Consider the following 18,930-nt stretch of genomic DNA (forward strand, 5'->3'; position numbering starts at 1 on the left):
CTTGCCGTCGAGCGAGACCACGCCCTGGCATGCCTGGGCAAAGCCTGCGGCAAAGGCGGCGAAGGCGCGCCCGAAGGCCTCTGGGTCGAGCAAGCGCAGCAGCCGCGAGAAGGTGTCATGGCTGGGCGCCTCCTCATAGGCGATCAACCGCGACAGCGCCTGCTTGCGCTCTTGNGCGAACAACGAAAACTCCGTCGCATTGGTCGCGCCGCACAGGCTTGCCGCAACCATCATCACNATCAAATCGCCAAGCCGGTGCGTGGCGTTGGCCGCGCGCGGGTCAGGCACCGCGCCGAAATAGCTCTCAAGGCAGGACATGGCAGTCGATCCTTCGTTGGACTGCCNTCCCAAAGAATCTCTTCTCAGACCAATTTCAACTCCCAAAACGTCATATGCGATTCCCCTGCCCTAGAGGGGGAGATGTCCGGCAGGACAGAGGGGGGCGCCGTAGAGCGCTACCTATCCGAAGGAGGCCGGCATTGAGTAGCCTCACCCAGGTCTTCGATCGTGCATTCCAGCCACTCGCAACGGCAGTGACCGCCGGACGTATCCCTGGCGGGGTGCTCGGCATTGTCAGCCGCGATGGCGAGCGCATCGTCCGCGCAATCGGCTCGGCGCAGCTCGTGCCGAAGCCGCGGCCGATGCGGGAAAACACCTGGTTCGACCTGGCGTCGCTGACCAAGGTGATCTTCACAACGCCGCGTATCCTGGCGCTGGCGCAGGACGGCATCATCGATCTCGACGCACCGCTGATCTCGGTGCTTCCCGACCTTCGCCAATATGACGCCAACGCCTGGGAGCGGAAGGTGACCTTCCGACAGTGCCTCGGCCACCAGACGCCCTTCCCCGCAGTCGAGCCGATCTACACCTATGGACGCGATCCCGAGCTGCTGCGCGCCTTCATCCTGCAGCGCGAATGGCGGGCGCGCGACCCGGTCTATTCCGACATCAACTTCATCCTGCTCGGCTTTGCGCTGGAGCGGCTGTCGGGCAAGAGCATCCGCGCCATGGAGCCCGGCCCGGGCTTTGCCTGGTCCACGGAACCCGATGCCGCCGCGGCGACCGAGGATTGCACCTGGCGCCACCGCGTGCTGTCCGGCGAGGTGCACGACGACAATTGCTCGGCGTTGCAGGGCGCTGGTCACGCCGGCCTGTTCGGTACGGCCGCTTCGGTGCTCGACTTCGCCCAGGGACTGCTGGACGGAACCGGCGCATCCGAACAATCGATCGCGCTGATGCGCGAGCCCTTGTCGGCCACCCGCACCCATGGTTGGGAACGACCTCACGAAGGCTGGTCCGGGGGTGGGTTATGCAGTCCGGGAACGATCGGCCATACCGGCTTTACCGGCACGGGACTGTGGATAGACTTCGACAAGGGCAAGGCGTGGACCTTGCTCACCAACCGCATTCATCCGACGCGTCATTTCGACAGCGGCATCGTCTCGCTGCGGCGAGCCGTCGGCGATCTCATCAACAGGGGCTAGGGATAGACCATGGAACCAATCTGGGCTGCCGGCCTGATGACCGGTACCGTGCTTGACGGCAACATCGATGTCGCCCTGATCAAGACGGATGGCGAGCGGATCGAGGATTTTGGCACCTACCGGCTGATGCCCTACCCCCCGTCGATCCGCTCCTTGCTGGAGGAGACGCTGACGGCGGCACGGGCCTGGAATTTCACCGGGCCGGAACCGGCGATCTTCAGCAAGGCGGAAGAGGCGCTGACGCGTGCGCAGTCGGCGGCGGTGAAGGAACTCGTCGAAGGGTACGGCATGACGATGGCCGATATCGGCGTCGTCGGCTTTCACGGCCAGACCGTGCTGCATCGCGCGCCCCAGGTCGGACGGCTCGGCCAGACCCGCCAGCTTGGCGACGGCGAGTTGATGCATGAGATCCTCGGCACCAAGGTCGCCTATGATTTCCGTTCGGCCGACATGCGCGCCGGCGGGCAAGGCGCGCCACTGGCAGCCGCCTATCACACCGCGCTGATGCGCAGCGCCGGCGCCAGTGGCGAGGTGGCCGTGCTCAATCTCGGCGGCGTCGCCAACATCACCTGGTGGGACGGCGCCGACAATGTCATCGCCTTCGACACCGGCCCCGCCAATGCGCCGCTCAACGATTTCATCAAGTCGAAAGGGCTCGGCGAAATGGACCGTGACGGCGCGCTGGGCCGCGCGGGCGAGGTGGACGAAGCCCGGCTCGCCAAGCTGTTGCAGCATCCCTATCTGACCAAGGCCTATCCGAAATCGCTCGACCGTTTCGACTTCGGCGCCGCCATGGCCGACGGCCTGAACGCCGAGGATGGCGCGGCCCTGCTCACCGCGTTTACCGCCGCCGCAGTCGGCAAGGCGCTCGACCTTCTGCCAAGCCGGCCGAAGAAGCTGGTGGTCAGCGGCGGCGGCCGCCACAACCCGACGATGATGGCCATGCTCGCCAGCCGCGCCGGCGTCGAGGTGGTGCTGGCCGAAAGCCTCGGCTGGAGCGGCGACGCGGTGGAGGCGGAGTGCTTTGCCTTCCTCGCGGTGCGCGTGCTGCGCGGCCTGCCGATCAGTTTCCCGAGCACGACCGGCGCACCGCGGCCGATGCGCGGGGGAAAGCTGGCTGGCTGATCACGCCGGCGATAGATTCTTCCGCAGGAAAATTCGGCTGCGGCCGACCGGGAAATCGGCCAGCGTCCCAAAAGGTTGATAACCTTGCCGCTGATAGACCTTGGCGGCATTGGGATTGAAAGTGTCGATCCAGGCATTTTGGCAGCCGCGCGCCACGGCTTCGCGCTCGGCTGCGTCCAGCATCTGGCCTGCCATGTGCTGGCCACGCAGCCTTTCGTCGACCCACAGCCACTGCACGTAGAGCCAGCCCCAGGCGGTGTAGCCCGAGATGCCGGCGACGACAGCGCCGTCCTCGTCGCGCACGAACACGGCCAGCGCCTTCCTTTCGGATGCGCCGACATCGCCGTCGTTGAACGCCGTCAGCCGTTCACTGAGAAAGGCGAGTTCTTCCGGCTGGGGATTTGCCGTCGTTTCAAGTGTCGTGTTCATGGCTCTTTCCGGATTGCGCGGTTGGAAGCGTCGAGAGGGCGGAAGTCCGATGCGGCAATGCCGTAGCGCTTGAGCTTGTCGTAGAACGTCTTGCGCGGCACGCCGAGCGCGTCGATGGCGCCGCGCACGTCGCCGCCATGATCGCGCAGCGCGTCGCGGATGAGCTGCGCCTCGTACTGCCCGACCCGCTCGGGCAGTGCGGCGGCCGGCTCCGGCAGCCGCGCGACTGCCCTGGTTTCGTCATCGGGACCAAGTCCGAGCGCGACGCGATCGGCGAAATGTGCGAGCTCGCGCACATTGCCCGGCCAGTCGTGCGCCTGGAGATGATGGCTCACGGCGGCGTTCACCCTGGCGACAGGGCGGCCAAACCGCTCCGCCGCCTTGCCGAGGAAATGGCCGAACAGCATCGCGATATCGCCGCGCCGCTCGCGCAAGGGCGGTATGCGCAGCGTCACCACGTTGAGGCGGAAATAGAGGTCCTCGCGGAAATCGCCGCGCTGGTCGGGCCGGCCGAGGTCGACCTTGGTCGCCGCGACGACCCTGAGATCGAGGCGCCGCGTCTCGTTCGAGCCGAGCGGGGTGAGGCTGCGCGTCTCCAGCACCCGCAAGAGCTTGACCTGCAACGCCGGCGGCATGGATTCGATCTCGTCGAGGAACAGCGTGCCGCCGCTGGAGTGCTCTATCCGGCCGATCCGCCGCCGCTGCGCGCCGGTGAACGCGCCGGCCTCATGGCCGAAGAGCTCGCTTTCGATGACGGTTTCGGGCAGAGCGCCGCAGTTCAATGCGACGAAGGGCTTTGCGCGGCGGCGGCCCCACCGGTGCAGGAGGTCGGCCACCACTTCCTTGCCGGTTCCCGTCTCGCCTTCCACCAGCACGTCGACATCCATGTCGGCGATCTGGCGCAATGTCTCGCGCAACCGCCTTATGGCGGGCGCTTCGCCGATCAACGGCATGCCGTCGGCGGCAAGTGCCGCGGCTTCGCGCAGCCGCCGGTTTTCCATCACCAGCCGCCGCTTCTCCGATGCCCGCTTCAGGGCCTCGACCAGGCGCTCCCCCGCATAGGGTTTCGGGATGAAATCATAGACGCCGTCCTTGAGCGCGGCGACGGCAAGATCGACATCGCCATGCCCGGTGACCAGGATCACCGGCAAGTCGGGGTCAACAGCCTTGACGCGGTCGAAGAGCTGCAGACCGTTCATGCCGGGCATACGGATATCGCTGACGACCACACCCTCGAAATCCGTGTCGACGACACCAAGCGCTGCCTCGGCGGCGTCGAGCGCGATCACCGTGAAGCCGGCAAGTTCGAGCAGTTGCGTGGTGGCGTGAAGCAGGTCCGCATCGTCGTCGACGAGCGCCACCAGCCCTGATCCCTGCGTCATTCGATCCGCCTCAAGTCGATGGTGAAGGATGCGCCGCTGGCCGTGTCTGGGTCGAGCCGCAGCGTGCCGCCCAATTCCTGGGCGATCTCCTGCGAGATCACCAGGCCGAGGCCAAGCCCCTTTTCCTTGGTGGTCTGGAACGGCATGAACAGATTGCCGGCGGCTTCCGGCCCGAGGCCGGGACCATTGTCGCGCACCGAAATCAGCACCCTGTCGCCACGTTCGGCGAGGTCGATCTCGATGCGGGGATCGGGCCGGTCCTTCATGGCGTCCAGCGCATTCTGCAACAGGTTGACGAGGATCTGCTCCAGCCGGATGCGGCTTGCCATCACCAATGGCGATGCGGTACCGCGCGGCCTGACGATGGTGACGCCGGAATCGCGGATGCGGCCAGACAGAAGCGACAGCGCACCCTCGATCGCCTCGCACACCGGCAAAGGCGATGCAGCAGTGCCGGGCCGGCGGGCAAAAGTGCGCAGCGTGCCGGTGATGGCGCCGATGCGTTCGGTCATCGACACGATCGAGGTCAGATTGCCGCTCGCCGGTTCGGTCTTGCCGGCCTCGAGAAAGCGGCCGGCATTTTCCGCATAGGTGCGGATCGCGGCGACCGGCTGGTTGATCTCATGCGCCACGCCGGCGGCGATCTGGCCGAGGATGGAGAGCCGGTTGGCCTGGGCGAGATCGTCGCGCAGCCGGCGGACCTTGGCCTCGGCGTTTTCGCGCTCGGCGATTTCGCCGGCAAGGGCCGTGTTCGACCGCGTCAATTCGGCGGTCCGGGTGCTGACGCGGCTCTCGAGCTCGGTGTTCATGCGCGCCAGCGCCTCCTGCCGCAGCCGGCGTGTGCGACGGCGCCGGGTGAACACATAGGCAAGCAGCCCCATCAGCAGCAGCCCGAGCAGTGTCGTCAGGCGCGCCGTGTTGGCGGCGGAGGTCAGGGCGGCATCGGCAGGCGTCAGCAGCCACAGGCGCCAGCCGGGGACGGCACCGGGCAAGTCCTGCACCACCTCGACGAACCGGCGCGATTTTCCGGCTTCGTCGATTGTCGCCAGACCGTCACCGGCGCCACGCCGTATCGGCAGCGGCTCGAAGGCGGCGCCGACCAGTTGAAGCTGGTCGTGCGCCGCGGCGGCGTCCGCGGCGGAGAGCGGCGCCAGCGCATGGAAGCGCCAATCGGGCTGGCTGGTGGCCAGAACGACGCCGCGCTCGTCGGTGACGAAAACGAGAAAGCCGCTGGCGCGCCAATTGGCTTCGACACCGCCGAGTTCGACCTTCAGAACCGCGACGCCAAGCGGCTTGCCACCATCGTCGACACGGCCGGCGAGGTAGAGTCCCGGCTTGCCGCTGATCGTGCCGAGGCCATACTGGCTGGCCGCGCCCTTGGCCATCGCATCGGTGAAATAGTGACGAAAATTATAGTCGATGCCGACAAAGCTGTCCGGCTGGCCGGCATTGCTGGCTGATATCGCCATGCCCGCCGTGTCGATGACATAGATGGCCGAGGCCGATGCATCGCCGGCTATGGCCTTCAGCTTGGCGTCGAGAGCTGTTTCCTCGACCTTTCCGGCGCGGCGCAGCGCATCGCGCACCGCATCGTCGCGCGCCAGCACCAGCGGCACGAGACGCTGCTTTTCGATTTCGCCGGTCAGGGTTCCGGCCGCCAGCGGCAAGGCGGCCAGTGCCCCCTCGCGCAAGTTGCCGGCGGCCTGATCCTCGGCGATGCGCCCGGCAACGGCGACTGCTCCCACCAGCACCGCGAGCGCGATCGCCGCAAGCAGCCAACGGCCGCCGCGCAGGCGCATTACCGCTTCGCGCAACAGGTCGCGGGCGGCAAACCCTGGGGCTTCGCTATCGATGCGCTGTCGCGGCGTCGGCCCTCTCCCTTCCCTGCACGGCTTTGGCCCAGTCTAATGCGAAATTCCGCCAGGGCAAACAAGACCTGTGCGGAAATCCGCACAGGTCTCCGTCGACAGCAGGGCAGGAACGGCTGAAACCCCGGGATTTCGGCCTATCCGCCATCTGGCACAGCGCTTGCAAAAGTCCTTGCAGCGGCGGGCGACCGGAGCGCCGCGATGGGAGAAGTCACGCAGGGCGGGTTCCGTCCATCCGGCCAGGGAGAGTTCGATGCATATCGCAGACCAATCCGCCGCGCCCGCCGCGCAGCGCAAGCCCCTCTATGCCCAGCTCTACGTGCAGGTGCTCGTAGCAATCACTATCGGGATCCTGCTCGGCCATTACTATCCGTCGATCGGCGAGAGCATGAAGCCGCTCGGCGATGCCTTCATCAAGCTGGTCAAGATGATCATCGCCCCGGTCATCTTCCTGACGGTCGCAACCGGCATCGCCGGCATGAGCGACCTGCAGAAGGTCGGCCGCGTCGCCGGCAAGGCGATGCTCTACTTCCTCACCTTCTCGACGCTGGCGCTCATCATCGGCCTTGTCGTGGCCAATGTCGTGCAGCCGGGCGCCGGCTTCAACATCGACCCGGCGACGCTCGACGCATCGACCGTGAACACTTACGCCGTCAAGGCGCATGACCAGTCGGTCACCGGCTTCCTGATGAACATCATCCCCGGCACGATCGTCGGCGCCTTCGCCGACGGCGACATCCTGCAGGTGCTGTTCTTCTCGGTTCTGTTCGGCATCGCGCTGGCGCTGGTCGGCGACAAGGGCACGCCGGTGCTCAACTTCCTGCAGGCGCTGATGGCGCCGATGTTCAAGCTGGTCGGCGTGCTGATGAAGGCAGCGCCGATCGGCGCGTTCGGCGCGATGGCCTTCACCATCGGCAAATACGGCATCGGCTCGGTCATCAACCTCGCCATGCTGGTCGGAACCTTCTACGCGACCTCGTTCCTGTTCGTCTTCGTCGTGCTCGGCGCGGTCTGCCGCTACAACGGCTTCTCGATCCAGTCGCTGATCCGCTACATCAAGGAAGAGCTCCTCCTGGTGCTGGGCACATCGTCGTCGGAAGCCGCACTGCCCTCGCTGATGGAGAAGATGGAAAAGGCCGGCGCCAAGCGCTCGGTGGTCGGGCTGGTCATCCCAACCGGCTATTCCTTCAATCTCGACGGCACCAACATCTACATGACGCTGGCGGCGCTGTTCATCGCCCAGGCGACGAACATCCATCTGTCGATATCAGACCAGATCCTGCTGCTGCTGGTCGCCATGCTCTCCTCGAAAGGTGCCGCCGGCATCACCGGGGCCGGCTTCATCACCTTGGCCGCGACGCTTTCGGTGGTTCCCTCGGTGCCGGTCGCCGGCATGGCGCTGATCCTCGGCGTCGACCGCTTCATGTCGGAATGCCGGGCGCTGACCAACTTCGTCGGCAATGCGGTGGCGACGCTGGTCGTCGCGCGCTGGGAAGGCGAGCTCGACGAAGCCAAGCTGGCCAGGGCATTGGCTGGCACGGCCGACGACAGCCTGCCGGCGGACATCGTTCCCGCCGAGTAACCGCCGTTCCGTATGATGATGGCCGCAAGCACTCAGCTTGCGGCCATCGGCTTATGTCCGTGATGTCAGACGGCTTTGCCCAGCGGCGACCCGCCTTTGGCGCCGAAGAAATGGCAGCGACGGATCGACCTGCATCGCGATCCGGCCGCGCAGCTTGAGCTCAGCCATTGAAGTCCCTCCTCCTGTCCGGATATGTGCTTGGGCCGACAGGCATGGGAGCCGCCAACGTGCCCAAATCGTCGAACAGGACAAGGCTGGCGGCACCAACCAGCCCGGCGTGGCGGCCGAGCTGGGCCTGGAGGACCGGCACATCGCGGTAGGCGCGCATAGCGCGCTGCCGGATGGTCGCCCCGATGACGGGCGCCATCAGGTCGAGGCCATTGGCGATGCCGCCGCCGACGACCAGCACGTCGGGCGAATAGAGATGCAAGAGATTGGTGAAGCCGACGCCAAGCCAGCGGGCCTCCTCCTCGAGCAGGGCCACAGCGAGATCATCCTGCAGCCTGGCTGCCTCGACCACATGGCGGCCGGTGACCTCGGCGTTGGCCGACAGGCGGCGCAGCGTCGAGCCGTCCAGGGGCGACGTCGCGGCATCGGCGCGGCGGCCGAGCGCGGTGCCGGAGGCAATGGCCTCGAAGCAGCCGACGACGCCGCAGACGCAGCGCTCGCCCTCGTTGGTGATGGTCATATGGCCGATCTCGGCGGCAAGACCGCGGCGACCGTGCAGGATACGCCCGTCGGCGACGACGCCGCCGCCGATCCCGGTCGAGACGGTGACGAAGACCAGCGAGCGAGCGCCATGGCCGGCGCCGAAGCGCCATTCGCCAAGTGCGGCCGCATTGGCGTCGTTCTCCAGCCTTACCGGCAGGCCGAGCCGCCGCTCGAGGATGTCGGCCAGCGGCACGTCCTGCCAGCCGGCCAGCGTCGGCGGTCCGACGGCGATGCCGGCCAGCGGATCGAGCGGACCCGGCGCGCCGACGCCGACGCCGAGGATCGACAGCCCCGGCGCCTCGGCATGGACGGTCGCGGCCAGCGCCTCGATCTGGCCGATCACTGCATCGGGGCCGGCCTGCGCCTGCGTCGGCACCACCGCGAAGGCCAGTATCTTGCCGTCACGGTCAACCAGAGCGGCACGAAGCTCGCTGCCGCCAAGGTCGATCGCAAGAGCGGCTTCAATGCTCATCAGGCCGCGACCTTCAAATCATGCAGCCAGCCGATGCGGCCGGCGAGATCCTTGTCGCCGAAACCGAGCGAACCGAGCACCACGGTCTCGGCGCCTGCCGCGCGAAGCCGCGGCACGGTTTCGTGGCGGATGCCGCCATCGGCGGCGAGCACCACAGCCGCCTCGCGGCCGGCGTTCCGCAGGATAACGCGGGCCTCGCCCAGCCTGTCGCAGGCGTTCTCCGACAGGCCCTGGCCCTTGACCCCGATCGCGGTGCCGAGAAGCGTGACGAAAGCCACCTCGGAAACGAAAGGCGTCACCGCCTCGACCGGCGTTTCCAGCCTCAACACGACGCCGGCTTCGGCGCCGAGTGCACGCGCCAGCCGCACCGCGCGCAGACCCGATTCGCCATTCTCAGCATGGACGCTGATCATGTCGGCGCCAGCCTCGATGAACTGACGCGTCTGTTCTTCGACGATTGCCCCGTCGACCATCAGATGGACGTGGATGGGCCTAGCCGTCAGTTTGGCAATACGAGCGACGAGATCGGGGAAAAACAGGAAGGACGGCGCGAAATGGCCGTCCGCGACGTCAATGTGGTGCAGATCGACATAGGGTTCGATGCGCCTCAGGTCGCTCTCGAAATTGGCGAGATTGGCCGACCACGATGAGAATTCGGCGATCAGACGATCGCGCGGCAATGCGGCGATGGCGGCCGGGCCTGACAAGAGTTTCGAGATCATGACTGGTCCTGGTTGTTGAAATTTCTGTCGAGAAAGCCACTGATGGCGGCACGGATTTCGGCGAAATGGCTGTTCTTGTCGAGAGCCTTCGGCGTCACCTCGGCGAAGACCGCGTTCGGGATCGTTTCCGCCAGTTCGCGGGCGGTCGCCAAGGGATGGACGAGATCGATGCCGCTGCCGATGACCAGCGTGGGCCTTGCAAGGCCGGCGGCTTCGGCCCGCGTCACACCAGGCCCATCATTGGCGATCGACTGCATTACCTCGGCGAAGACGGTTGCATTCTCGCGCTCGAAGAAGCCGAGCAACGAAGCGAGATTGTCCGGGGCCTCGCTGCGAAAGCGGGTTGCCGTCGCGGATGACGCGAAGGCATCGCGCGCCTCGTCCAGCGGAAGCCGGTCGATGAGTTCCGCCACTTCGACGTAAGGCTGCATGTTTTGAGGCGCCGCGTCGAAAGCCCAGGCCGGACGCACCAGCACGAGGCCAGAGACGCGCTCGGGATGCCGAGCCGCCAGGTGCAGTGCAACGGCGGCACCCATCGAGATACCGCCGGCGACGAAGCGCTCCATTCCCGCCGCATCGGCGGCAGCCAGCACATCTTCGGCGAACATCGCGATCGAGAACGGACGCTCGCTGCCGGCACTGGCGCCGCCTTGCGCACGGCATTCGACGGTCAGCCGGCGGCGCGACGGGCCGTCGGGAAAGTTCTGCGCCACCTGGGCGGCATCGCCGCCGAGGCCATGCTGGAAGACGATGGGAAGACCCTGCCCCATGTCGAAGACACGGAGCGCTGCATCGCCGCGCAGCATGATCGTCGGCGCGACACCCATCAGAGCAGCCTTCGCAGGAAGATTGCGACGCCAGGGGCTTCGTCGGCGGACAAGCCGTGCGTAACGAGCGCGCCATCGAAACCTACCCCCTTCAAGCGCGCGACGAAGTCCGGGAAGTCGACGACGCCCTGGCCTGATGTGGCGAAGCGGCCGTCGGCGAAACGGTCCTTGGCATGCGCCATGGCGATGTGGCCGGCTGCCTCATCGATCGCGGCGGCGACGATGGTGCGCGCTTCCTCCGGTGTCGCATGCTCGAACAGGTTGGCGGGGTCGAGCACGATCTTCAGGTGCTTCGAACCCATGTCGCCGATCAGGCGCATCGCATCCCCGGCCGAGGTGACGATGTTGGCCTGCTCGGGCTCGATGCCGAGATCGACGCCGGCGTTCCCGGCCAGCGCCAGGGCCTTTTCCATCGCGGCGGCCATGTCGGACCAGGCGGACGGATCAGCATTGTCGGAGTGGTAAGCCCACTGGTCGGCGGCATTGCGTGAGCCGGTGCAGAGTGTGACCAGCGGGATATCCAAAGCAGCGGCCGTCTCGATGACGACGCCAAGCCGCCTCAGCCCATCGTCGCGCGCAGCCTTGTCGGGATGCGCCATGTTGTAGGTGCCCGACAGCGCGGCCAGCGAAACGCCTGACGATCGCGCGGCGGCGCGGATGGCGGCGACGGCATCCGCCGGCACGACGTCCGGCATCGACGGCAGGCCGGCGCAGGCGAGATTGAACTGTGTCGTCTCGTATCCGGCCTGCTTGACCGTGGCCAAGACGGCGGCCGGATCGGTGCCCGGAAAAGTCTTGGCGAAGATGCCGAGGCGCATCAGACGGCACCCGAAACCGAGGCAAGTTCAACCCGTTCGCCAGTCTCGACAGAACGGGCAATCGCCACCATGGCGCGGATCGAGGCGATGCCGTCCTCGACATTGGCGCCGCGCATCGGTGCGCCGTTCAGAACCGTGTCGGCAAGGCCCTCGAGCTGGCGACGGAAGAAATGGCCGTCGGCGCCGAGCGGTTTTCGCGAGGTCGCGTCCTTCTCGTGGAAGATGTCGACCTCGCTGGCGCGGAAATACCAGGGGTTGAACGTCCTGGCGATGACCGAACCATTCTCGCCATAGAGCTGAAACCCTTCGTGCCAGTCCATGCGCACGGCGACGGTCAGATCGAGATGGCCGAGCGTACCGCTGGCGAATTCGGTCTCGACAAACCAGCAATGGGCGCCGAAGCGCTCGTTGAGGCGGGCGCGCACGGCGACGATCTCGCCGCAGAGGAAGCGCGCCGTATCGACGAGATGCGAACCGTGCGCCAGCATGAAATATTGCCTGAGATCGGCCTTGGGATTCCCGCCCGGCTTCTTCGCCAGCTTGCTGGTGACNGGAAGCGGCTGCACGGCATCGGTGTTGGTGTAGCGGTGGGTGGAATCGCAATACCAGGCCTTCAGCGCCAGCACCTCGCCGATCTCGTCGCGGACGAAGTCGCGCGCGGCCTCCAGTGCCGGGTCGAAACGCTTCATGTGCCCGACCTGCAGCACCTTGCCGGAGCGCTTGACCGCCTCCGCCAGGGCCTCGCCTTCCTCGATCGAAGTGCCGATCGGCTTTTCGCAGAGAACATGCTTGCCGGCATCGAGCGCCTTGATCGACATCGGCACGTGATAGGCATCCGACGTGGCGACGATGACCGCTTCCAGTTCGGGATCGGCGAGCATGGCGTCATAGTCGGCATACATCTTCTGCGGCTCATAGGTGGCACCCATGCGGGCGAGCAGATCGGGTGCCGCGTCACAGATGGCGTGGAGGTCGGCATTGCCGGCCTTGACGCAGGATTCCAGATGCGCGAACTGCGCGATCGGGCCGCAGCCGAGCACACCGACCCTGAGGCGTCTGTCCTGTTTCTTGATCATCGTCTCAGGCCCCGTAGCCGCGCATCGTCTGGCGGTTGGTCTTGACCGCACCGGCCGGATCGGCGGCCGCGGTGTCGGATTCTTCTTCCAGCACCAGCCAGCCGTTGAAGTTCGGCGCGGTACCGGCGATCTCGATGACTTGCGGCGTGTCGCAAACACCTTTGCCCAGCATCGCCCACCTGCCCTTGGCGTCGACGTCCTTGAGGTGGATGTAGCGGATGCGGTCGCGGTAGGTGGTGAGCGTATCGGCCATATCCTTGTGGCCGCGCAGGATGTGACCGGTGTCCGGCACCCAGCCGACCAGATCGGCGTCGAGCAAGGCAAAGATCGCGTCGTAATCGGCGCGGTCGAACAGCAGCGTGTTGTGATGCGAACTCGGATGCACCGCCACCTGGACACCGGCCTTGCGGCCGAGCTCGCCGGCCTTGTTGTACAGCTCGGCCGCGATTGCGAATTTGTCGTCGCGCGGCCCGTCGGAGACGACGGTCGCCGAGCCCATCGACACCAGCGCATCGGGAAAGTTTGCCACGAAATCGATCCAGCGCCTGGCAGTTTCGAGGTCGGCGCCGATCTCATCCTTCAGCGTGAAGCCGCTCCTGGAGCCGAAGGCGAAGGAAACCAGCACCAGGCCGGACGACTTCAGCGCGGCGGCGAACTCGGCTGGCTTGCCGGCGTAGCGGCCGATCATGGTGTCGGTGATCTCGATGCCGGCGTAGCCGCCATCCGCGATCGCCTTCAACAGATCGTCGGGGCCACCGGTGAACCGGTCTCCCAGCATTTCCCAGGTGAAGGTCTGGCAGCCGACTTTGAGGTCTTTCACGTTCATCCTTTCATTCCTTGATTCCGCCTATTCCTTGAGGCCACCTTTCGTCGGGCTTTCGATGACGTGGCGCTGGAAGAACAGCACGAGCATGATCAGCGGAACGGGACGACGGCCGAGGCCGCGGCGATATCGCCCGCCAGCAGATAGGGTCCAATGATCTATTGCAATACACGGGGGCCTGCTCCGTCAGTTCTCCTTGGGATGGACATCCTACTTGACCGAGCCCGCGGTCATGCCGGCGAGGAAGAACCTCTGGGCAACGAGGTAGATGAGCAAGAGCGGTAGCGAGCCGAGCACGCTCATCGCCATCATCTGGTTCCATTCGAAGGCGTGCTGTCCCATCAACAGCTGTATGCCGATCGGGACGGTGCGCATGGACGTGGACTTCGTCAGCGTCAGCGCAAAGAGAAATTCGTTCCAGCATAACAGGAAGGTGTAGACCGACGTCGCCACGATACCAGGCAGAGAAATCGGGACGATCACTCGCCAGAGCGCTGTCCAACTCGTGCCGCCGTCAACGGCGACGGCTTCATCGAGATCGCGTGGCAACGTGTTCAGGTACCCCGTCATCAGCAGGATCGCATAGGGCAACGTAAACACCAGGTAGGTCAGGATCAGCGCGACATAGGTGTCGAAGATGCCGTACGAAACGACAAGCCCGAAGAAGGGGATCAAAAGTGTGATCGGCGGGATCGTCTGCGTGCTGATGATGAGCGTGTTCAGGCTGCCCTTGCCGCGGAAGTTGAAGCGGCTGAACCCGTAGGCCGCCAGCAAGGCGATCAGCACTGTCAGCACGGTCACCGCTCCCGCCACGAAGTAGCTGTTGAAGAAGAAGCGCAGCTTTACCGGGTCGCCCAGGATGGCTGCATACGCTTCCAGCGTGAAGGCCTTCGGCAAGATGGTTGGTGGCAGGGCAAAGATTTCGGTATTCGACTTGAACGAGCTGCTGAGCATCCAGTAGATCGGGAAGGCTGCGAAGAACAGCCCTGCCGCAAGAGCAATATGCAGCGCGACGGTGATCAGTTTGTCTTTGCCAGAGTTCCGTTTCCTCATGGCGTCCTACCTAGCCCGCTGATAGCGAATATAGAACAGCGTCAGGCCGAGCGAGATCAGCAGGATGACCACAGCGCTCGCCGACGCCTGGGACAGGTTGTAGCTCGAAAACGCCAGCTTGTAGGTGTAAGTGCTGAGGACCTCGGTCGCGTAGATCGGACCGCCGCCCGTGGTTATCCAGATCAACGGGAAGACCTGCATGGTCCAGATGAAGTCGAGCAGCGAGATGCTGATGATGATCGGCATCAGTTGCGGGATGGTGATGAAGATCAGCTTCTGGTAGGCCCTCGCCCCGTCGATATCGGCGGCCTCGTAGAAATCCTTGGGAATGCCTTGCAGGCCTGCGAGCAGGCTGACCATGAAAAGCGGGTAGCCCGCCCAGATATTGGCGAAAGTGACGGCGTGCAGCGCGGTCTCGGGTGAGGAAAACCACTCGATCTTGGAACCGATGATGCCCATCTGCATGAGAATGCTGTTCACGACACCGTTCGGCTCAAGCAAGAGACGCCAGATCACGGCGATGATCACAGCAGTGAACAGCCAAGGCAGGATGTAGAGCACGCGCAGCACATTGCGCAGCGTCGGATTGATGCGGTCGCTGTTCAGCATGAGTGCGAAGATCATGCCGATGGTCATATGGAAAACGACACTCATGCATGTGAAATAGAGCGTATGCCACAGCGAAGCCCAGAACACGGGATCGTCAAAGATCGCCTGGTAGTGCTTTAGCCCGGCAAAGGATGGATCACGACGCAGTACCGCGCTGTTCTGAAAGGAATAGGCAATCACCGTGACCATCGGCAACAGCATCAGGAGCCCGACTATGAGCAGCGAGGGCGACAGATAGAGATAGGGCGCCACAGCTCGTTTGAGCTTGTGATGGGAGCGCTTCTGCCGGGTCATGGTGGCAACCTCGCGACAAGAGAAAAGAGCTTCAAATACCATTCAGGTTCGTCATTTGCCGGCTGGCCCGCCTAATGGCAGGCCAACCGATAAGTGGGCGGCGAGAGCGGAGCACGCCGATCAGAATTTCGCCATCCAGCCCTTTTGCGCGGCAGCGGCCGCCTCTTCCGGCTTTTGCTCACCGGCAAGCATCTTTTGAGCCTGCACGTCGAACTGGGTCATCAGATCTTCAGCCACCGGCAGGCCCGTGAACTCGTTGGCGAGATAGCCGGTCTTGAAGATCTCGAAAGCCTTGCCGAACGCCTTGTCGGACGTCACGAAGTCAGGCTTGGCGTTGACGTTGCCCGGGAAGGCGTTTGCAAGCGAAACGAGCTTGGCGTTCACCTTTTCGCTCATCAAATACTGGACGAGTTTCCAGGCCTCCTCCTGATGTTTCGAGGCCGCGGAGATACCGATGCCCCAGGAGGCATAGGGAAGGCCGCGCTTTCCGGTATAGTTTTCCACGACCGGGACCGGGATGAGGTCGAAGTTCAGCTTGGGATTGCGCTTGCGGATAAGGTTCACATGCGCGAGCGAGTCGATCATCATCCCGACGCGGTCGTTGACGAATTCCTCGACCTTTTCCTGCTCGGTCTTGGTGGCGATGCCGGGCGAGATGGTGCCGGCGTCGTTGAGTGATTTGACGAAGGTGAGCATATCCACCACCGGTTTGCCCTCGAGGTCGGGCTTGCCGTTCGCCATCATCGATTGACCCGAAGCCCAGACCCACGACATCATGTCGTTCTGGACACCGGACGGCGTTTGCAGCGACAGGGGCAGCACCCAGCCGTACTGGTTCTTGTCGGCGTGCGTCATCTTCTTGGCGGCTTCGAGAAATTCCGCGCGGGTCGACGGCAGCTTGGTCACGCCTGCCTGGGCGGCGAGGTCCAAATTCACGAAGACCGGATAGACGAACGAAGCGACCGGGAACATCACCGCCTTGCCGTCCACCTTGATGATATCCGCGACCTGGCTCTTGTCGAAGCCGCTTGCGTCCATCATCGGGTTCATGTCAGCCAGCGCGTTCTGCGCGTTCAGATTGTTTACCCAGGCGCCGTCGAGGCCGACGACGTCGCTGAGCGTTCCGGTTGCCGCACCAACCGAGATCTGGTCTCGCGTGGTCGCGTAGGGGCCGCTGACCAGCGTCACCTTGATTCCGGGGTTCGCGGCCTCGAAGTCATCCATGATCGCCCTGAGCGAGCCAGCCGGCAATTCGGGCTCCCACCATTGGGTGAATTCCAGCGTCGTGTCGGCCATGGCGCCGGTTGCGCCAAGCAACCATGCGGTCGCGGCTATTTTCAGCATCGCAGGTTTTATACGGAACGTCATATTCTCCTCCTTCTCTGGGGATCGACCGCACAATGCTGCCGATCGTCTGGTTATTCAGAAGTCTTCTTACGCAGACGCCTCGCCCTCGCCTGCGGGCCTTGCCACGGATCTTCAGATCGCCAGATGCGTCTCGGGATCGAAGAAATGGAGCTTGACGTCATCCAGCCCCAACTGGATTTCCGAGCCTGAGCGGACTGTGCTGACCGGTTCGAATTTCGCCACCGCGTTCGACGCCCGGCCGAAATCCTCCACCGCGTCAGGGTCGCCGGAGTCCACCCTGACCGCATCGATGTTCAGATGGACGATGTGCTCGGATCCGAGCTCTTCGATCGAGGTCACCTTTGCCGGTATCGTCTGGTACTTGCGTCCGGATTCGAGGCTGCTGTCATAGAGATGCTCCGGTCGGATCCCGAACACGACCTTGCGTCCTGCATACGATCTCAAGCCCGGCCTGCGGATGAAGGCCTCATCCTGCAGCCGGACGGCGAAGGTGCCGGAAATCAGGTCGTCGCCCGTCAGGGTCGCCTCGAAAAGGTTCATCGAAGGAGAACCGATGAAGCCGGCAACGAAGGCGTTCACCGGCGATTCATAGAGTCTCTTGGGGGTGTCGACCTGCTGCAGCACGCCGCCCTTCAACACCGCGACCCTGTCCCCCATCGTCATCGCTTCGGTTTGGTCGTGGGTCACGTATATGGTCGTGACGCCGAGCTGCTTTTGCAGGCTGGTGATTTCAGCGCGCATCTGAACACGCAGTTTCGCGTCCAGATTGGAAAGGGGTTCGTCCATGAGAAAGGCGGCCGGCTCGCGCACCATGGCGCGGCCCATGGCAACCCGTTGACGCTGTCCTCCTGAAAGGTTCGCAGGTTTGCTGTCCAGCAGCGATGTCAGTTGAAGGGTTTTGGCGATCTCGTCCACGCGCTTCTTGCGCTCGGCCTTCGGCTTGCCTGCCAGCCGCATCGAAAAGCCGATGTTTTCGAACACGGTCATATGCGGGTAGAGCGCGTAGCTCTGGAAGACCATCGCGATGTCGCGGTCCTTGGGCGGCATGTCGACAACGTCGATCCCGCCGATTCGAAGGCTGCCGCTGGTGATGTCCTCCAATCCCGCAATCATCCGCAACGCGGTGGATTTGCCGCAACCGGACGGCCCGACGAGAATCAAAAACTCACCGTCTTCGACCGATAGGTTCAAGTGGTCGATCGCGTTGAAATTGTTCCCGTAGGTTTTGCAGATATTCTCAAGAATGACTTCTGCCATCTTCCTCCCTCCACAAGTCTAATTCACCGCTTTTTAATTCTCCTCGGCTTATGTTCACCTGCGAAATACTGCGATTTCAGGTTCCAGTATCGAGCTGCGCATATTTCAGTTCGACTGCCGACGGCGCGTTCGCCGATGCCAGGAATTCCATGACCTGATCGTCGGTCGGAAGCGCCTCGCGCCCGCCCCGCCCCGTTATCGAAAGGGCCGCCGCCGCGGCCGCGAATGCGACCCGGCGTGCGGTGTCGGCCCCGCGCTCCAATGCAAGGGCATAGGCGCCATGAAAGCAGTCACCGGCGCCGGTCGAATCGACGACGGCGACCCGATGCGGAGGCAGGTGCCAGAGCCCTGTCTCGTCGCGTCCGCGATAATAGACGCCCCTGCCGCCATCCGTCAGAACCACGGCGGACCGCGACGGCAACCATAAGGCATCGAGAATCTCGGCGGGCGATCGGCACTCCGTGAAAGCCCGCGCAAAGCCGAGGGGAAGAATGAGATGGTCGCATAGCGCGATCAGTCTCTCGGTGGCTGGGCCGCTGCTCCATTCGATATCGCCGAGGATCGCAAGGCCGAGATCGCGAGCCCGAACCACGACATCCAGCGTCCGGATCGCGTAACTATCGACGATCAGGACTGTCGCGCGGCTGAGGACCTCGTCCGGAAAGTCCGGCGCGGTGCCCAGCATCGCTTCGTCGTCATACGCGATGAACCGCTCCCCATCCGACCCGACGGTGATCCGCGAGCGCACCGGGCGTGCGTGCGGGTGGCGCGGCGCAAATGCAGTTTCAACGCCGCTCGCAACGAGATCGCACAGCACGGCGTCGTCCGCGGCGCTACCCAGCCATCCGATGAACCCGGCGGTTCCGCCGAGCCGCGCGACGGCGGCAAGGGCCGTCGCGACGTTTCCGCCGAAAGCTCGGGCGCTTTGCAGAACCTTCCCCTTGCCCGCCGACAACGGCTGATCGACATAGACGATGTCGTCGATCGCAATAGCTCCGAAGCCGAGGATTGAAGGGACGGTGGGCATCGT

The 18,930-nt window shown here is 64.5% G+C and carries 18 protein-coding genes; 3 read left to right on the plus strand and 15 right to left on the minus strand.

Features of this window, described 5'->3' with window-relative positions; all coding sequences use genetic code 11:
- Window positions 1-318, minus strand: a 318-nt coding sequence (locus M653_RS01000000133130; RefSeq protein WP_032935706.1) for a transposase family protein, incomplete at its 3' end; no start/stop codon positions are given.
- Window positions 319-479: 161 nt separating this feature from the next.
- On the opposite strand from M653_RS01000000133130, the gene M653_RS0120640 reads away from it, so the two are divergent.
- The gene (locus M653_RS0120640; protein ID WP_027145041.1) at window positions 480-1,484 is read left to right on the plus strand and encodes a serine hydrolase; all 1,005 of its coding nucleotides are present in this window, start codon (window positions 480-482) and stop codon (window positions 1,482-1,484) included.
- Window positions 1,485-1,493: 9 nt separating this feature from the next.
- Window positions 1,494-2,609, plus strand: a complete 1,116-nt coding sequence (locus M653_RS0120645; RefSeq protein WP_027145042.1) for an anhydro-N-acetylmuramic acid kinase — start codon at window positions 1,494-1,496, stop codon at window positions 2,607-2,609.
- On the opposite strand, the gene M653_RS0120650 is transcribed toward M653_RS0120645, so the two are convergent.
- Genes M653_RS0120650 through M653_RS0120665 form a run of 3 tightly spaced genes read right to left on the minus strand, consistent with a single transcriptional unit; the run spans window position 2,610 to window position 6,219 of the window.
- A complete protein-coding gene (locus M653_RS0120650) occupies window positions 2,610-3,038 on the minus strand; it encodes a GNAT family N-acetyltransferase (protein WP_027145043.1) in 429 nt (142 codons plus the stop codon). It lies immediately after the preceding gene.
- Window positions 3,035-4,420, minus strand: a complete 1,386-nt coding sequence (locus tag M653_RS01000000133135; RefSeq protein WP_032935708.1) for a sigma-54 dependent transcriptional regulator — start codon at window positions 4,418-4,420, stop codon at window positions 3,035-3,037. Before M653_RS01000000133135 ends, M653_RS0120650 begins: the two co-directional genes overlap by 4 nt.
- Window positions 4,417-6,219, minus strand: a complete 1,803-nt coding sequence (locus M653_RS0120665) for a sensor histidine kinase (protein ID WP_051442753.1) — start codon at window positions 6,217-6,219, stop codon at window positions 4,417-4,419. Before M653_RS0120665 ends, M653_RS01000000133135 begins: the two co-directional genes overlap by 4 nt.
- 322 nt (window positions 6,220-6,541) lie before the next feature.
- Here M653_RS0120665 and M653_RS0120670 point away from each other — a divergent pair, with 322 nt between their 5' ends.
- Window positions 6,542-7,870: a dicarboxylate/amino acid:cation symporter gene (locus M653_RS0120670; RefSeq protein WP_027145046.1), complete on the plus strand. Its 1,329-nt coding sequence runs from the start codon at window positions 6,542-6,544 to the stop codon at window positions 7,868-7,870.
- 160 nt (window positions 7,871-8,030) lie between these two features.
- On the opposite strand, the gene M653_RS0120680 is transcribed toward M653_RS0120670, so the two are convergent.
- From M653_RS0120680 to M653_RS0120730, 11 genes are all read right to left on the minus strand, one after another.
- The gene (locus M653_RS0120680; protein WP_027145047.1) at window positions 8,031-9,053 is read right to left on the minus strand and encodes an ROK family protein; all 1,023 of its coding nucleotides are present in this window, start codon (window positions 9,051-9,053) and stop codon (window positions 8,031-8,033) included.
- Window positions 9,053-9,775: a ribulose-phosphate 3-epimerase gene (locus M653_RS0120685; protein ID WP_027145048.1), complete on the minus strand. Its 723-nt coding sequence runs from the start codon at window positions 9,773-9,775 to the stop codon at window positions 9,053-9,055. Before M653_RS0120685 ends, M653_RS0120680 begins: the two co-directional genes overlap by 1 nt.
- A complete protein-coding gene (locus M653_RS0120690) occupies window positions 9,772-10,602 on the minus strand; it encodes an alpha/beta hydrolase (protein WP_027145049.1) in 831 nt (276 codons plus the stop codon). The genes M653_RS0120685 and M653_RS0120690 overlap by 4 nt, the downstream gene beginning before the upstream one ends.
- Entirely contained in the window at window positions 10,602-11,420 is an 819-nt protein-coding gene (locus M653_RS0120695) for a sugar phosphate isomerase/epimerase (RefSeq protein ID WP_027145050.1), read from the minus strand. Before M653_RS0120695 ends, M653_RS0120690 begins: the two co-directional genes overlap by 1 nt.
- Complete coding sequence (locus tag M653_RS0120700) at window positions 11,420-12,496, minus strand: Gfo/Idh/MocA family oxidoreductase (protein WP_027145051.1); 1,077 nt, start codon at window positions 12,494-12,496, stop codon at window positions 11,420-11,422. The genes M653_RS0120695 and M653_RS0120700 overlap by 1 nt, the downstream gene beginning before the upstream one ends.
- A 4-nt stretch (window positions 12,497-12,500) precedes the next feature.
- Complete coding sequence (locus tag M653_RS0120705) at window positions 12,501-13,322, minus strand: sugar phosphate isomerase/epimerase (RefSeq protein ID WP_027145052.1); 822 nt, start codon at window positions 13,320-13,322, stop codon at window positions 12,501-12,503.
- 207 nt (window positions 13,323-13,529) lie between these two features.
- On the minus strand, window positions 13,530-14,372 hold the full coding sequence (locus tag M653_RS0120710) for a carbohydrate ABC transporter permease (protein WP_027145053.1): 843 nt from the start codon (window positions 14,370-14,372) through the stop codon (window positions 13,530-13,532).
- Between the two features lie 6 nt (window positions 14,373-14,378).
- Window positions 14,379-15,275 carry a sugar ABC transporter permease gene (locus M653_RS0120715; RefSeq protein ID WP_027145054.1) on the minus strand — a complete coding sequence of 299 codons (897 nt, stop codon included), beginning with the start codon at window positions 15,273-15,275 and terminating at the stop codon, window positions 14,379-14,381.
- Window positions 15,276-15,395: 120 nt separating this feature from the next.
- The gene (locus M653_RS0120720; RefSeq protein ID WP_027145055.1) at window positions 15,396-16,643 is read right to left on the minus strand and encodes a sugar ABC transporter substrate-binding protein; all 1,248 of its coding nucleotides are present in this window, start codon (window positions 16,641-16,643) and stop codon (window positions 15,396-15,398) included.
- 111 nt (window positions 16,644-16,754) lie between these two features.
- Window positions 16,755-17,900 (minus strand): ABC transporter ATP-binding protein, encoded by a 1,146-nt coding sequence (locus M653_RS0120725; protein WP_027145056.1) that lies wholly within the window; start codon window positions 17,898-17,900, stop codon window positions 16,755-16,757.
- A 76-nt stretch (window positions 17,901-17,976) separates the two neighbouring features.
- Complete coding sequence (locus M653_RS0120730; protein WP_027145057.1) at window positions 17,977-18,927, minus strand: PfkB family carbohydrate kinase; 951 nt, start codon at window positions 18,925-18,927, stop codon at window positions 17,977-17,979.
- Between the last annotated feature and the right edge of the window lie 3 nt (window positions 18,928-18,930).

This window comes from Mesorhizobium sp. WSM3626 (assembly GCF_000513935.1).
Classification (GTDB): Bacteria; Pseudomonadota; Alphaproteobacteria; order Rhizobiales; family Rhizobiaceae; genus Mesorhizobium; species Mesorhizobium salmacidum.